Source organism: Agrobacterium tumefaciens (assembly GCF_005221385.1).
GTDB classification, from domain to species: domain Bacteria; phylum Pseudomonadota; class Alphaproteobacteria; order Rhizobiales; family Rhizobiaceae; genus Agrobacterium; species Agrobacterium tomkonis.
In genome coordinates this window covers 1,856,928-1,871,344 of record NZ_CP039903.1, presented here as the reverse complement: position 1 = coordinate 1,871,344, position 14,417 = coordinate 1,856,928, and the positions used below count along the sequence as shown (strand labels likewise).

At 59.1% G+C, this 14,417-nt stretch carries 15 protein-coding genes; 11 read left to right on the top strand and 4 right to left on the bottom strand.

The genetic code is table 11. From position 1 onward, the window contains the following. Nucleotides 1–233 precede the first annotated feature (233 nt). The 5 genes from lpxC (at nucleotide 234) to CFBP6623_RS09430 (ending at nucleotide 7,234) form a co-directional block, all read left to right on the top strand. On the top strand, nucleotides 234–1,193 hold the full coding sequence (gene lpxC, locus CFBP6623_RS09450; RefSeq protein ID WP_046798071.1) for a UDP-3-O-acyl-N-acetylglucosamine deacetylase: 960 nt from the start codon (nucleotides 234–236) through the stop codon (nucleotides 1,191–1,193). A 235-nt stretch (nucleotides 1,194–1,428) separates the two neighbouring features. Further along, on the top strand, nucleotides 1,429–2,295 hold the full coding sequence (locus tag CFBP6623_RS09445; RefSeq protein ID WP_046798072.1) for an outer membrane protein assembly factor BamD: 867 nt from the start codon (nucleotides 1,429–1,431) through the stop codon (nucleotides 2,293–2,295). A gap of 15 nt (nucleotides 2,296–2,310) precedes the next feature. Continuing rightward, complete coding sequence (recN, locus tag CFBP6623_RS09440; RefSeq protein WP_046798073.1) at nucleotides 2,311–3,984, top strand: DNA repair protein RecN; 1,674 nt, start codon at nucleotides 2,311–2,313, stop codon at nucleotides 3,982–3,984. 114 nt (nucleotides 3,985–4,098) lie between these two features. Continuing rightward, nucleotides 4,099–6,273, top strand: coding sequence for an NAD-dependent DNA ligase LigA (gene ligA / locus CFBP6623_RS09435; protein WP_046798074.1), 2,175 nt, complete (start codon nucleotides 4,099–4,101; stop codon nucleotides 6,271–6,273). Between the two features lie 64 nt (nucleotides 6,274–6,337). Further along, nucleotides 6,338–7,234, top strand: a complete 897-nt coding sequence (locus CFBP6623_RS09430) for an aminoglycoside phosphotransferase family protein (RefSeq protein WP_046798075.1) — start codon at nucleotides 6,338–6,340, stop codon at nucleotides 7,232–7,234. 4 nt (nucleotides 7,235–7,238) lie between these two features. Here the strand turns inward: CFBP6623_RS09430 and CFBP6623_RS09425 are convergent, their stop codons facing one another. Continuing rightward, nucleotides 7,239–7,775 carry a GNAT family N-acetyltransferase gene (locus tag CFBP6623_RS09425; RefSeq protein ID WP_046798076.1) on the bottom strand — a complete coding sequence of 179 codons (537 nt, stop codon included), beginning with the start codon at nucleotides 7,773–7,775 and terminating at the stop codon, nucleotides 7,239–7,241. Nucleotides 7,776–8,070: 295 nt separating this feature from the next. Continuing rightward, the gene (locus CFBP6623_RS09420) at nucleotides 8,071–8,997 is read right to left on the bottom strand and encodes a DMT family transporter (protein WP_046798077.1); all 927 of its coding nucleotides are present in this window, start codon (nucleotides 8,995–8,997) and stop codon (nucleotides 8,071–8,073) included. A gap of 197 nt (nucleotides 8,998–9,194) precedes the next feature. Between CFBP6623_RS09420 and gcvA the strand changes: the two genes are divergently transcribed. Genes gcvA through CFBP6623_RS09405 form a run of 3 tightly spaced genes read left to right on the top strand, consistent with a single transcriptional unit; the run spans nucleotide 9,195 to nucleotide 11,287 of the window. Beyond that, a complete protein-coding gene (gene gcvA, locus CFBP6623_RS09415) occupies nucleotides 9,195–10,097 on the top strand; it encodes a transcriptional regulator GcvA (RefSeq protein ID WP_062654271.1) in 903 nt (300 codons plus the stop codon). A gap of 43 nt (nucleotides 10,098–10,140) precedes the next feature. After that, nucleotides 10,141–10,749: a 3'-5' exonuclease gene (locus tag CFBP6623_RS09410; RefSeq protein WP_046798079.1), complete on the top strand. Its 609-nt coding sequence runs from the start codon at nucleotides 10,141–10,143 to the stop codon at nucleotides 10,747–10,749. A gap of 46 nt (nucleotides 10,750–10,795) precedes the next feature. Next, nucleotides 10,796–11,287 (top strand): CreA family protein, encoded by a 492-nt coding sequence (locus CFBP6623_RS09405; RefSeq protein WP_046798080.1) that lies wholly within the window; start codon nucleotides 10,796–10,798, stop codon nucleotides 11,285–11,287. Between the two features lie 208 nt (nucleotides 11,288–11,495). On the opposite strand, the gene CFBP6623_RS09400 is transcribed toward CFBP6623_RS09405, so the two are convergent. Then, nucleotides 11,496–11,963 (bottom strand): chemotaxis protein CheW, encoded by a 468-nt coding sequence (locus CFBP6623_RS09400; RefSeq protein ID WP_003522339.1) that lies wholly within the window; start codon nucleotides 11,961–11,963, stop codon nucleotides 11,496–11,498. Between the two features lie 226 nt (nucleotides 11,964–12,189). Between CFBP6623_RS09400 and CFBP6623_RS26780 the strand changes: the two genes are divergently transcribed. From CFBP6623_RS26780 to CFBP6623_RS09390, 3 genes are all read left to right on the top strand, one after another. Continuing rightward, on the top strand, nucleotides 12,190–12,348 hold the full coding sequence (locus tag CFBP6623_RS26780; protein ID WP_167379140.1) for a hypothetical protein: 159 nt from the start codon (nucleotides 12,190–12,192) through the stop codon (nucleotides 12,346–12,348). Between the two features lie 141 nt (nucleotides 12,349–12,489). Further along, a complete protein-coding gene (gene sco / locus CFBP6623_RS09395; protein ID WP_046798081.1) occupies nucleotides 12,490–13,089 on the top strand; it encodes a cytochrome oxidase assembly protein Sco in 600 nt (199 codons plus the stop codon). A gap of 93 nt (nucleotides 13,090–13,182) precedes the next feature. Continuing rightward, the gene (locus CFBP6623_RS09390) at nucleotides 13,183–14,061 is read left to right on the top strand and encodes a 50S ribosomal protein L11 methyltransferase (protein WP_046798082.1); all 879 of its coding nucleotides are present in this window, start codon (nucleotides 13,183–13,185) and stop codon (nucleotides 14,059–14,061) included. Nucleotides 14,062–14,209: 148 nt separating this feature from the next. Here the strand turns inward: CFBP6623_RS09390 and CFBP6623_RS26775 are convergent, their stop codons facing one another. Next, nucleotides 14,210–14,383 (bottom strand): hypothetical protein, encoded by a 174-nt coding sequence (locus CFBP6623_RS26775; RefSeq protein ID WP_003522343.1) that lies wholly within the window; start codon nucleotides 14,381–14,383, stop codon nucleotides 14,210–14,212. Nucleotides 14,384–14,417: the final 34 nt, after the last annotated feature.

Sequence of the window (14,417 nt, the reverse complement as noted above, 5' to 3'; positions counted from 1 at the left end):
ACGACCCGGGCGTTTCGTTTATTTTGCGTGATTAACACTAAATTAATTTTCGTTTTCAATGGTTTAGGCGTGTAACAATCCGAAACGAACAGTGATTTGTCGTGGCACCTACATGTGCGTATGTATGAGGCTGGGTAAAGGAAAATACGGACTTGGCCGGTCGCCAAAACCGGCTTTAAAACTTGAACGGCGCTTCACCAAACGGCGCGGTTTGCAAAACAAGGCATATACGCATGACTATCGGACTGCTCGGATTTCAGACAACTATCGCAAATGCTGTTCAGCTTAAAGGCATTGGCGTGCATTCCGGCAATCCGGTCTCTATGACGTTCCAGCCCGCAGAAGCTGGGACGGGCATCGTATTCCATCGCCTTCATGACAATGGCAATGTCACCGAGTTGAAGGCGGTTTCGGCCAATGTCGGCAATACCGACCTGTGCACCGTGCTCGGCCGTTCGCTGTCCCAGTCAGTGGCGACGATCGAGCACGTCATGGCCGCCATCTACGCCATGGGCCTCGACAATCTCGTCGTTGAGGTTGACGGTCCGGAAGCGCCGATCATGGATGGCAGCTCTGCTCCTTTCATCGAAGCCATCGAATCGGTCGGCATCAAGACCCTCGGTGCGAAGCGCCGTTATATTCGCGTCACCAAGCCGGTGCGCATCGACTCGGGCGCGTCCTGGGCGGAATTCCGTCCCTATGACGGCACACGCTTTGAGGTCGACATCGATTTCGACACGCCGCTGATCGGCAAGCAGTCCTGGAAGGGCGACCTGACGGCTGAAACCTTCAAGAATGAATTGTCGCGCGCCCGTACCTTCGGTTTCATGCGTGACGTGGAGCGCCTGTGGGCTGCCGGTTACGCGCTCGGCTCCTCGCTTGAGAATTCGGTCGTCATCTCCGACGACAACAGCGTCATCAACATGGAAGGCCTGCGTTACGCCAAGGACGAATTCGTCCGTCACAAGACGCTGGACGCCGTGGGCGACCTGGCGCTTGCCGGCGCGCAGTTCATCGGCTGTTATCGCTCCTATCGCGGTGGCCACAAGGTCAATGCCAATGCGCTGAAGGCGCTGCTGAGCGACCGCACGGCTTACGAGATCGTCGAGGCACCGGCTGCCCGCAACCAGATGGTGCGCGCCCGCGAATTCGTACCGGTCAACATGCCGGAATTTGCGCCCTGGTCTGCTTAAGTTTGTTCGCAAGCTATCGATTGACAGAAAAGGCCGCTCCCTTGGGGGCGGCTTTTTTATGATGCAGGGCAAGATGTTTCGTCATATCGCCTGATATTCATGCGATTGCGTGCGCGGATGCCATAAAAATGCGTTAATGCGTCATCATTGCGTTGCCCTGCGGATGCTTTTATGGCTAGAAACGCCAGTGCAAAGCCGATGCTTATGTATTTGCGCGGGAAGTGGGAACTGTCGAATGAAGCATGTAGGGTCTGGTGCGATGAAGGGTACGATGCGGGGGATCGCCGTTTCGTTGTTGTTGGTCGGTGCAAGTGTCGCCGTCACGGCCTGCCAGTCCGATCCGGATATCGACATTACCAAGCTCGGTTTTGAATCCGATCCGCCTGATGTTCTGTACAAGCAGGGGCTTGCCAACATGAACGCCGGCAACATGACGGAAGCCTCACGCAAGTTCGAGGCGATCGACAAGCAATATCCATTCACCGAATGGGGCCAGAAGGCGCTTGTGATGCAGACCTTCATTGCGACGCGCACAAACAAGAATGATGTGGCCATCACCAACGGCAGCCGCTTCCTGCGGCAATATCCGCGTTCCAAGGATGCCGCTTACGTTCAGTACATGATCGGCCTTGCCTATTCGAAGCAGATTTCCGACGTGACGCAGGACCAGCGCGCAGCCCAGCGCACTGTCGAGGCGATGAACAAGGTGGTCAACGACTATCCCGATTCGGAATATGTCGCCGATGCGCAGGCCAAGATCCGTTTCGCCCGCGACCAACTCGCCGGCCGCGAAATGCAGGTCGGTCGTTATTACCTTGAGCGCAAGGAATATCTCGCTGCCGTTTCGCGTTTCCGAATCGTCGTCGAGCAGTACCAGAACACCAACCAGATCGAGGAAGCGCTGGCGCGTCTGACGGAGGCCTATTATGCGATGGGTCTTGCCGACGAGGCGCAGACTGCGGCCGCCGTTCTCGGCAACAACTATCCCGACAGCCAATGGTATGCGGACTCCTACAAGCTGCTGAAGGGTCAGGGGCTGGAGCCGCGTGAAAACAAGGGGTCCTGGATTTCGCGCGCCGGCAAGAAGCTTATCGGCGCCTGAGACGGGGCATAGGCCATGCTGGTCCAGCTCTCGATTCGCGATATCGTCCTGATTGAAAGGCTCGACCTCGGTTTTGAGGCGGGCCTTTCGGTGTTGACGGGTGAGACGGGCGCGGGCAAGTCCATTCTGCTCGACAGTCTCTCCCTTGCGCTGGGTGGCCGGGGTGATGGTGGCCTGGTGCGCCACGGCGAAGAGAAGGGGCAGGTTACCGCCGCTTTCGAAGTGCCGAACAATCATCCGACAAGGCTGCTGCTGCGCGAAAACGGTCTCGATGACGATGGCGATCTGATTTTCCGCCGGGTGCAATCCGCCGATGGCAGGACCAAGGCCTATATCAACGATCAGGCCATCAGCGTGCAGATGATGCGCCAGCTCGGGCAATTGCTGGTGGAAATTCACGGCCAGCATGATGACCGCGCCCTTGTTGATACCGATGCCCACCGCACGCTGCTGGACGCCTTTGCCGGGCTTACCGATGAGGCCCGCGCCGTTCAGGGTTTCTACCGCACCTGGAAAGACGCCGAGCGTGCCCTGAAGACCCACCGCGCCAAGGTGGAGGCAGCAGCCCGCGAGGCGGATTATCTGCGCTCTTCCGTCGAGGAGCTGGAGACACTTTCGCCGCGTGACGGCGAAGAGGACGAACTGGCCGAGCGCCGTGCTGTGATGCAGAAATCCGAACGCATCGCCGGCGATATCGCTGAAGCCAGCGAGTTTCTGAACGGCAATGCTTCGCCCGTGCCTGTCATAGCATCCATGATGCGTCGGCTCGAGCGCAAGAGCCATGAAGCGCCGGGATTGCTGGAAGACACCGTGCAATTGCTGGATGCCGCGCTTGACAACCTTTCCAATGCGCAGATGGAAGTGGAGGCGGCGTTGCGCCGCACCGAGTTTGATCCGCGTGAGCTGGAGCGGGTGGAGGAGCGACTGTTCGCGCTGCGCGCCGCCGGCCGTAAATATAATGTCGCGGTGCCTGACCTGCCGGCTCTTGCCGAAAAAATGGTGGCTGATCTCGCTGATCTCGATGCCGGTGAAGAAAAGCTTGGCAAGCTGGAGGCCAATCTCGGCGTCGTCAAAGCTGATTTTGACCGTGCTGCCCAGTCACTTTCCGACAAACGCCGCCATGCGGCGGATGCACTTTCCGGTGCTGTCATGGCCGAGCTTCCGGCGCTGAAGCTGGAGCGGGCGCGGTTCACCGTTGAGGTAACCTCCGATACCGAGCAGGCGACGGCCGACGGCATCGACACGGTGGAATTCCACGTTCAGACCAATCCGGGCACACGGCCGGGGCCGATCATGAAAGTCGCCTCGGGCGGCGAATTGTCCCGCTTCCTGTTGGCGCTGAAAGTGGCGCTGGCGGATCGCGGTTCGGCACCGACTCTGGTGTTCGATGAAATCGATACGGGTGTTGGTGGTGCTGTGGCGGACGCTATCGGCCAGCGGTTACGTCGCTTGTCGAAGACCGTGCAGGTCCTGTCCGTTACCCATGCGCCGCAGGTGGCGGCGCGGGCGGCGACCCATCTTCTCATTTCCAAGGGCCCATCCGGCGATGGCAGCGAGCGCATCGCCACCCGCGTCGCTACCATGGAGCCGAAACACCGCACCGAAGAGATTGCCCGCATGCTTGCCGGCGCGTCGGTAACGGATGAGGCGAGGGCTGCGGCGGCCCGTCTGCTGGCAGCCAAGGACTGACTGCTGCCGATAGAGTTGCGCGAGCGGATTCGGCTTGTGAGTCCAACGGCAAAACTGTTTTTAATGTTTGTTATTTCGGCTAAAAGCGTTCGGTAATTCCGAAAAGAGGCCGTCATGTCGAAAGACCAGAAATCCGTCGAAAACCTCACCGAGCTTGAAGCCTCTTCGGAGCTGGCATTTCTGGCCGCTGAGCTTGCGCGCCACGATGCGCTTTACCACGGCAAGGATGCGCCGGAGATTTCGGATGCCGACTATGATGCGCTGAAGCGGCGCAACGACGCCATCGAGGCGGCTTTTCCAGCGCTGGTGCGGGCTGACAGCCCGTCGAAAAAAGTTGGTTTCGCACCGCTTCCGACCTTTGCGCCCATCGTGCATGCCCGCCCGATGCTGTCGCTCGACAACACGTTTTCGGAAGGGGATCTGCGGGATTTCGTCAGTTCCGTCTATCGTTTCCTCGGGCATCTGCCTGACGATTCCATCGCCTTTACCGCCGAGCCGAAGATCGACGGGCTTTCCATGTCGATCCGCTATGAGAAGGGCAAGCTGAAGACGGCGGCGACGCGCGGCGATGGCACGACCGGCGAGAACGTCACCGCCAATATCAGGACCATCAAGGAAATCCCGAACGAGTTGCCTGCCGATGCACCCGATGTGGTGGAAGTGCGTGGTGAGGTCTATATGGCCAAGAGCGACTTCATGGCGCTCAACGCCCAGATGGAGGCCGAAGGCAGGCAGACCTATGTGAACCCGCGCAATACGGCATCCGGTTCGCTGCGCCAACTCGACGCCAATGTGACGGCGAAACGCAAGCTGCGGTTCTTTGCCTACGCGTTAGGTGAAGTCTCTGACGGCGGCCAGCCTACGCGGATTGCCGATACGCAATATGGCATCGTCGAGAAATTCCGGGAGTGGGGATTTCCTGTCAATCCGCTGATGAAGCGATTCACCTCCGCCCAGCAATTGCTTGAGCATTATAATGAAATCGGTGTCGCGCGCCCTGATCTCGATTATGATATCGATGGTGTCGTCTACAAGGTCGACCGGCTTGATCTGCAGGAGCGGCTGGGCTTTCGCTCGCGCAGCCCGCGCTGGGCTACGGCGCACAAGTTCCCGGCCGAACAGGCTTTCACCACGGTCGAGAATATTGAAATCCAGGTGGGGCGCACCGGGGCGCTGACGCCGGTGGCGCGCCTGACCCCGATCACGGTCGGCGGCGTCGTCGTCACCAATGCGACGCTGCACAATGCCGATTACATCGAAGGCATTGGTAACAGCGGCGAGCGCATTCGCCCTGAGGATCATGACATTCGCATCGGCGACACTGTTATCGTGCAGCGTGCTGGCGATGTCATTCCGCAGGTGCTGGATGTTTTGCTGGAAAAACGCCCTGCCGAAGCGGTGAAATATGCGTTTCCGGAGAAATGTCCTGTTTGCGGCAGCCATGCGGTGCGGGAACGCAATGAAAAGACCGGCAAGCTCGATTCGGTCACGCGCTGCACCGGCGGTTTCGTCTGCCGGGCGCAGGCGGTGGAGCATCTGAAACATTTCGTTTCGCGTAATGCCTTCGATATTGAAGGGCTGGGCACCAAGCAGATCGATTTCTTTTTCGAAAGCGACGATCCAGCGCTTTCGATCAAAACCGCTCCGGATATTTTCACGCTGAAGGTGCGGCAGGAAGCCTCCCACCTGACCAAGCTCGAAAATATTGACGGTTTCGGCAAGGTCAGCGTCAAGAAGCTGTTCGATGCCATCGACGTCCGCCGCGAGATCGATCTGCATCGGCTGATCTTTGCGCTCGGCATCCGTCATGTCGGCGAGACCACGGCGAAACTTCTGGCGCGTTCCTATGGCACCTATCAACATTTCGAAGAGGCCATGAAGGCGGCGGCCGATCCGGCAAGCGATGCCTGGGCCGAACTCAACAGTATTGATGGCATCGGCGAGGTGGTGGCCCGCGCCATCATCGAGTTCTACAAGGAACCACGCAATCTCGATGTTATAGACCGGCTGATACGGGAGTTGCAGCCGAAGGAGGCCGAAAAGCCGTCCACTGAAGGCAGCCCTGTGGCGGGCAAAACGGTGGTCTTCACCGGCTCGCTGGAGAAATTTACCCGGGACGAGGCCAAGGCCCGGGCGGAAAGCCTAGGCGCGAAAGTGGCCGGTTCCGTCTCGAAAAAGACGGATATTCTGGTGGCGGGGCCGGGGGCCGGCTCCAAACTGACCAAGGCGGCGGAGCTTGGCGTGCAGACCATGGACGAGGATGAGTGGCTGGCGCTGATTGGTGGCTGATATGCCGTCATTGCCGTGTTGTCCTGCACCGCTAGAGGTTTGCGCCTGAAACGGGGAACGCATCATGGATGACCGCATTGTCGTCACCACCCAGCAGGTTCGCACGCTGATTGCCCGCCAGTTTCCCCAATGGGCGGCGCTCGATGTTCGGCCGGTGGAACCAAGCGGCTGGGACAATCGCAGCTTCCGCCTTGGCGACGACATGCTGATCCGCATGCCAAGTGCTGAGCGCTATGTGGCGCAGGTGGAGAAGGAACATCGGTGGTTGCCGGCCCTTGCGCCCCTTCTGCCTGTTCCGATTCCAGCACCGTTAGCGCTTGGACAGCCGGGCGAGGATTATCCGTTCTGCTGGTCCATTTATCGCTGGCTAAAGGGTGAACCTCTCGCCCTCCAGCTCGACAGTATCGATCTTTCGGCCATCGCCAGTGATGTTGCGGCGTTTTTGAAAGCCCTGCATTCCATCAATGCTTCGGATGGCCCACCTGCGGGCGCACATAATTTCCATCGCGGCGGATCGCTTGCGGTCTATGACGGGGAGGCAAGGGCTTCGGCGGAGCGGCTTGCCGATGAGGTGGATCAGGCAATGGCCATGGAGATATGGCGGCTTGCCCTTTCCAGCCGCTGGCAAGGGCAGGGCGTGTGGGTGCATGGCGACATTGCCGAGGGCAATCTGCTGGTGCAGGACGGGCGCCTGTCGGCCGTCATTGATTTCGGCAGTTCCGGCATCGGCGATCCGTCGTCCGATCTCATTCTCGCGTGGAATGTGCTTGATGCGGAAAGTCGGGCTGTTTTTCGCCGGGCGCTGAATCTGGATGGGGCTACATGGCGGCGAGGGCGCGGCTGGGCACTGTGGAAGGCGCTGATCGTGCTGGATGCCGAGCGCGGGCGGAACGAAAAAATGGCCGAATGGTCACGGCGGACCATTCGGGAAATATTTGAAGATCATTCCTTGGCCGTCTGAACCACTACCGCAGACGCGCCATGCAATAGGCATCGATATATTCGCCGTCGCGGAAGGCGAAAGATTTCAGGTGGCCCTCGACCTCGAAGCCGAATTTGCGATAAAGCGCCAGCGCCGCTTCATTGTCGGTAAAAACGGTCAGTTCGATCCGTTTCAGGTCCAGCCAGCGATCTGCAATGGCGAGGATTTCGCCGATCATGGCGCTGCCAATTCCCCGTCCCTTATAGGCATCATGAACACCCATGCCGATGCTGCCCGCATGTGCCCGGCGGTTGGTGTGGCGCGTCAAGCCGATATCACCGACGATCTTGCCGTCGAGAATGGCGATCAGCGCAAAGCTGTTGGTTGACTGGGTTTCGATGCCCTTGCGAATATCTTCCGGATTTTGATGCGGCCAGCGCAGCGTTCCGTGGCGAAATCCGGCCATGTTGTGCAGTGCTGTTATCCCCGGCGCATCTGCCGGGGCGCGGGCGCGAATGCACAGGCCTTCGGGCCAGCGCGCATCAGGGTCAAGGGGTGAGGGTATCTCGCATTCCGGCATGTCTGCTCTCCTTGGATATTTCGGCCGAGGCAGAGCGGGAACACCAAACCCTGCCAATATGCGGCAGGGTGGTGGACGGATGACCAGCTGACTAACGCACTGACACCGCCACGCGCCCTGCGGGGCGAATGGTCACGGTGAGATGCATGTGGGTAGCAAAGCCGGTCATGGTTGCATAAGGCCAGAGGAGCCACTGGGCGTCAAGGCGGCACGGCAGGGTTCACTCCCGAAAAATACCGGGGTGAGAGGAAAGGATGAGGCAGCTCTCTTGCAGGCCGGCCCGATCTTCCCGCCCTCATTGCAGCCGTTGGCGAGGCTGGCGCAATCTGGAAAGCAATCTGCCATCGATCGCGGCCAGCCCGGCAGCGATCATCGCCATGCCGGCGAAATGCTTCATTTCCAGTTGCTCGCCGAGAAGCAGTGAGCCGAGCAGGATGGCGCTGACGGGAATGAGGAAAGTAACGAGGGCGAGATTGGTGGCGCCGGCGCTGGCAAGAATGCGGAAGAAGATGAGATAGGCGAGCGCTGTCGACAGCAGGGCGATGCCGATAAGCGCGCCCCAGGTGCCGAGGCTTGGCATGGCGAGCGTCCACGGCTTGTCGACGAGAAGAGCGACTGGGATCAGCATCAGCGTCGAAGAGGATATCTGGCCGGTGGCGGTCATCAGCGGCGGCACGCCCATGGCCTTGAAACGGCGGCCGAATATGCCCGCGAAGGAATAGGAGATGGCCGCGCCGAGAATGGCGATCTGGCCCCAGAGGCCGGATGATCCGCCGAAGGCTGCCGGGCCGATCATGGTCGCCACCCCGGCAAAGCCGATCAGCACGCCGGCGAGCTTGTTGCCGGTCATCTTCTCGTCGGCGGTGAGGAAGTGGGCGACGATGACGGTGAAGAGCGGCGTGGTGGCATTGAGGATCGAAGCAAGCCCGCTGGCAATCTGGGTCTGGCCCCAGACGATCAGGCAAAAGGGAATGATGTTGTTGAGCAGGCCCATGCCGAAAAAGGCGCGCCACACCGCCCATTCTCGCGGCAGGCGAAGGCCCATGATGCGGCAGACGATGAGAAGCGCGATTGCCGCGAGGCTGACGCGCAGCGTGACGATGGTGACGGGCGGCAGTTCCTTGACCGCGACGCCGATGAAAAAGAAGGATCCGCCCCACAGGAGCGAAAGCGCGACGAGCATCGCCCATTCGCGGGCATCCATCTGTTTCTGTATCGCCATTTTCGTCTCCCAAAAGCATGAGCATTGACATGATCGCAGACGGGATCACCGCCATCCACCCGATATCGGTTGAGTTCAGCTCAAGCCGACAATGTGTGTTTTCACGGCGTCTCATGTCTTGTTATGCCTATTTACTCCCTGTTTTATGGTATCTTCAAACGATTGTTTCTCGCACGATAATTGAGATGAGCTAAATCATGGCAGCCGAACTACCTTCTCTGAAAGGTTTGCAGGCCTTTGAAGCCGCGGCGCGGTATCGCAGTGTCACGCTCGCCTCCAACGAGCTGAATGTCACACCCGGCGCGGTCAGCCTGCAAATCCGGGAGCTGGAAACGCGTCTTGGCGTGCAGCTGTTTTTCCGCAAGCCGCGCAGCATCCAGCTGACGCGTGAAGGGGAACGTTATTACGGCGCGCTTCGTACCGCCTTCCGGATGATGCGCGAGGCGACGGCGGAACTGACGGCTCGCTCCGAGATCACCGTTCTGACGCTGAGCTGCACGCCGACTTTCGCCGTGCAATGGCTGATGCCGAGATTGCCCGGCTTCCAGCAGCAGCACCCGCATGTGGATGTCCGCATCAGCGTGACGAACCGGCTGGTGGATTTTTCAAGGGACGATGTCGATCTGGCGGTGCGGCACGGTTTTGGCCGTTATGAAGGGCTGGAGAGTATCCGTTTCATCGATGACGGCACCCTGCCGGTCTGCTCCCCACAGTTCCTGGAAAAATATGGGTCACTTCAAGAGGCGAGCGACCTGAAATCCGTGCCGCTTCTGCACGATGAGAACCGCAATGAATGGCGGCGCTGGCTGGAGGCGGCGGGGGCGTCAGACGTGGATGCCTCCGGCGGCACGGTCTTCATCGACAGCAATGGCGCGCTGGATGCGGCGAAAGCCGGGCACGGCATTGCGTTGACCCGCCGTTCGCTGGTTTCCCGCGAACTTGCGGAAGGTGCATTGATCGCCCCCTTCGGGAAAGACATGGCTAGCACGCTTGCCTATTTTCTGGTTTATCCGCGACGCATGCTTGATAATCCCGATCTGGTGACGCTCATCGAATGGATGCTTTCGCAAGCGCGTTCAGCCGAGGCCGGTTCTCTTTGATGCCAATCCGGTCTATGCCGGAATGAAACAACGGGAATCACTCTTGAAAACCATCGCCATCGATTTCGAGACCGCCAATGAGGAGCGGGGCAGTGCCTGCTCCGTCGGGCTTGCATGGATAGAAGACGGTAATATCGTTCGTGTCGAGGAACGTCTTATTCGCCCGAAGGACATGCGGTTTTCGTCCTTCAACATTGCCGTGCACGGAATTCGCCCTGATGATGTCGAGGACGCGCCGGAATTTCCTGAAGTGATGGAAGAGTTCATCGACGACTTCCATGGCGCCACCATGATCGCCCACAATGCCGCGTTCGATTTCAGCGTCATGCGGGCCTCCTTTGACAAATATCGGCAGTCCTATCCGGACCTTTCCTACCTGTGCAGCGTCAAGATTGCGCGGCATGTCTGGCCACATCTGGAATCGCACAAGCTGAATGTGATTGCCCATCATCTCCAGCTGCGTTTCGTGCACCACAATGCCGCCGAAGACGCGGTTGTCTGTGCTGCCGCATCGATTGCGGCGGCGAAGGCCTTGCGTGTCGCCCATATCCGCGATCTGCCGGAAAAGATCGGCATGGTCGCCGGCCGCCTCACATCCACCGGCTACCAGCCTTGCAGCATGAAAAAACGCGCTGTCGCCCGGGTTGCTTAATGGTGTCGCCCACCTATGTTTGAAGCAGCGTAACGGAGAAAATGCGATGACGATGAAAACTCTGTCGGGGTTGTTTGCGGGCTTTCTGGCATTGCTTCCGGTGACAGCGGCGCATTCGCAGGTCGTGGGTGAGGTCGGGGTCGACTGGATCGGCAACGATATCGTCATCGAGGCGATCGCCGATCCGAAGATCAAGGGCGTGACCTGCCATGTGACCTATTTCGAGCGTGGTGTCATTGATCGGTTGAAGAACGGCAACTGGTTCGAAGACCCTTCCAACAATGCCATTTCCTGCAGCCAGACGGGGCCGGTGGAGATCGGCGATATCGATCTCTCCAAGGGCGGGGAAGAGGTGTTCCGGCAGGGCATGTCGCTGGTCTGGAAGAAGCTCGTCGTCAGCCGCGTCTATGACAAGGCCAATGACACGCTGATCTATCTGATACATGCGCGGGAACTGACCGACGGTTCGGCCAAGATGGCGATTTCCACGGTGCCGCTCTATAATCAGCAGGTGACGTGGGAAAAAGGCAAGCCGTGAGGTTGCCGACCCTCAACTGTCATGCCGGACTTGATCCGGCATCCAGTCACGGCGCGTCTGCGCCGTGCGAGAGTCTTACGCGATCAAGGACTTGATCGCACTGGACCCCGGATCAAGTCCGGGGTGACGGAGCTTTACTGAAACGGGACTGCCAAATTGAACATCCCGCCGCTTATACGGCGCTGACGTAAACGGTAGCCCGGCCCGATTAGGCCGCCTCGCGCGCCAACTCGTCCGCAATGACGGTGTCGAGGTTGAGGAAGCAGACCATGCTCTTTTCCAGCGCCACGATGCCGCGGCAGAAGCTGCGCTGTTCTTCCGGAATGATATCCGGCGCGGGCTGCAGGTCTTCGGAACGGATGGTCATCATGTCGGAGACCTGTTCCACCAGGAGGCCGACCAGCTTGCCGCCGATATCGGTGACGATGATGGCGGAGCGTTCGGAGGGTTCGGTCATCTTCATGCCGAGGCGGCCGGCCATGTCGATGACGGGAATGACGGCGCCGCGCAGGTTGATGAGACCGAGAACATAGGGCGGCGTGTGCGGCATCGGGGTAACCGGCGCCCAGCCGCGGATTTCGCGGATCGCCATGATGTCGATGCAGAATTCCTGATCGCCCAGATGGAAGGAAACGATTTCGAGATATGCGCCGGATTGCTTGATGGCGTTGGACATGACGGCAGGTTTCCTCTGATGGCTCTCTAACAGGCCCACGCAGGATTGAGCTTTATGCGGTGGCCGGGGAATGGACCGGGAGACATCATGTCGAGGCTTTAAAAACCGCTATGGTCATAATGCACAGCAAGATTTTAAACTTTCCCTAACAATTGCCGCTCTCTCCCCCGCAAAACCCAGTATTTTGGCGGTTTTCGCGTCGGTGTAAAAAGGTTATGATGGCTCTATGAACGCACTCGTTTCCAACCCGCTGAAGTTTATTCTGGCAAGTCTTGCGGTCGTCGCTTCGCTGGCCATCGTGCTTCTTGCCTTCGACGGCTGGGTGCGACACAGCACGGATATCTTCCTTTCCACCGTGCAGAGCGGTATCGCCTGGTGTCTGTAAGCCGCCCGGCAGTTGCGGCTTTGTGACAAATCAGCGCGGTTCCCGCAAATACGTCCAGTTGATTTGCGGTCGCAGTCGCCGTTCGTTATCAGTCTGCCAGGGCTTGCTATATGCTGCAGGCTTTCGGGGTAGGATTGGACAATGAGAAATATTCGCATCGTATTGTGGGCCGTGGTGGTCGTTCTCGCCGGTGTCGTCAGCTGGCTGACGATCGAAATGACGAAGACCCGTGAGGAGATGGTTGAAACGGCCTATGGCGTGCCTTTCGCGCTCACCGCGCAGGACGGTCAGCCGATCACCGAAAAGGCGTTTCAGGGCAAGCCGACGGCCTTGTTCTTCGGTTTCACCCATTGCCCGGAAGTCTGCCCGACGACACTGTTCGAGCTAAACGGCTGGATGGAAAAGGTGGATCCTGCCGGCGACAAGATGCAGGCCTATTTCGTCTCCGTCGATCCCGAACGTGATACGCCCGAGATCATGCAGCAATATGTTTCCAACGTTTCGAAGCGGATTACCGGCATTACCGGTCCGGCCGACAAGATTGCCGAGACGCTGAAAGGCTATCGCATCTATGCCAAGAAGGTGCCGGTGGACGAGAAGGATCCGAATGGCGATTACACCATGGATCATACCGCGTCCGTCATCCTGCTCGATGCCAAGGGCCGTTTTTCAGGCACCATTGCTTATGGCGAAAACCCTGAAGTTGCCGAGCAGAAGCTCCAGAATCTTCTGAAGGGCTGATAGAGCCGGCATAATTGCGCCAGGCTTATTGGACTGGCGCAGCTTTTGTGGCAAAGGCAAGACAACAACCTCAGCCAGAGAAAGCAGCCTGCCGTGAGCGAAATCCGACTTTACGTCACCACGACCGAAATCAAGGCCGGCGAAATCCTCGATCTCATGTCGGATTATTTCGGCGAGGAGGATGTTGCGATCGCCACGACCGAGGTGGATGAGAAGCGCGACATCTGGGAAGCCTCCGTCTATTTGATGGCCGAGCAGGAGGATGAGTTCCGCGAGCGCGTCAGCGCTTTGCTTGCGCCAGCATTTCCCGGTCTCGTCATTGAAAAAGAGATCGTTCCCGATGTCGACTGGATCGCCAAGTCGCTAGAGGGGCTGAAGCCGGTCAGGGCAGGGCGCTTCATCGTGCATGGCGCGCATGATCGCGACAAGGTGCAGCCGCACGATCTGGCTATCGAGATCGAGGCGGGGCAGGCTTTCGGCACAGGCCATCACGGCACGACGGCGGGTTGCCTTGAAATGATCGAGGATGTTCTGCGCGCCCGGACGGTGCGAAACGCGCTCGATCTCGGCACCGGTAGCGGTGTTCTGGCGATTGCCGTACGCAAGATGCGCCATATTCCCGTGCTTGCGACGGATATCGACCCCATTGCCGTCAAGGTGGCCAAGGAAAATGTGCGGCTGAATGGCATCGTTTCCGGGCTGGCGCTGGAAACCGCACCGGGCTTTCACTCCGATGCCTTCCGCAAGCATGGCCCTTTCGATCTCATCATCGCCAATATTCTGGCGCGGCCGCTGATCAAGATGGCGCCGCAGCTTGTCACGCATCTGGCGCCCGGCGGCACCGTCATCCTGTCGGGTATTCTCGCTTCACAGCGCTGGAAGGTTCTCGCCGCTTATAATGGCGCGCGGCTTTCCCATATCCGCACCATCTGGCGCAACGGCTGGGTGACGCTGCATCTGCGCAAAGACTGACGCTCTTTCGACATCGCTTTCGGGCAAAAGAAAAGGCGGCGCTTTCGCGCCGCCTGGAACCCGCGAGCATATGGGAGGAGCTTGCTCAAGCGGGTCGACGTATTCCTGGTGAGACGCGGTGGAGGGAGGATCGCCGCGCCTGACGTTATCAGAATACGTAGCTGGACTTTGCCTTGCGACGCAGGTCGGCGCGGTTCATGCCCAGCGCTTCGAGCGACTTGTCGTCAAGGTTCAAAAGTGCTGCGTTGACATGGCGGCTGACCTGACGCTCGCGTGCTTCAACGACGCGATCGAAGGCGGTGCGGAGGAAAGATTTTGCCATTGCTTCAAATCCTTGGTTGCCAGGAGAGTGTCTC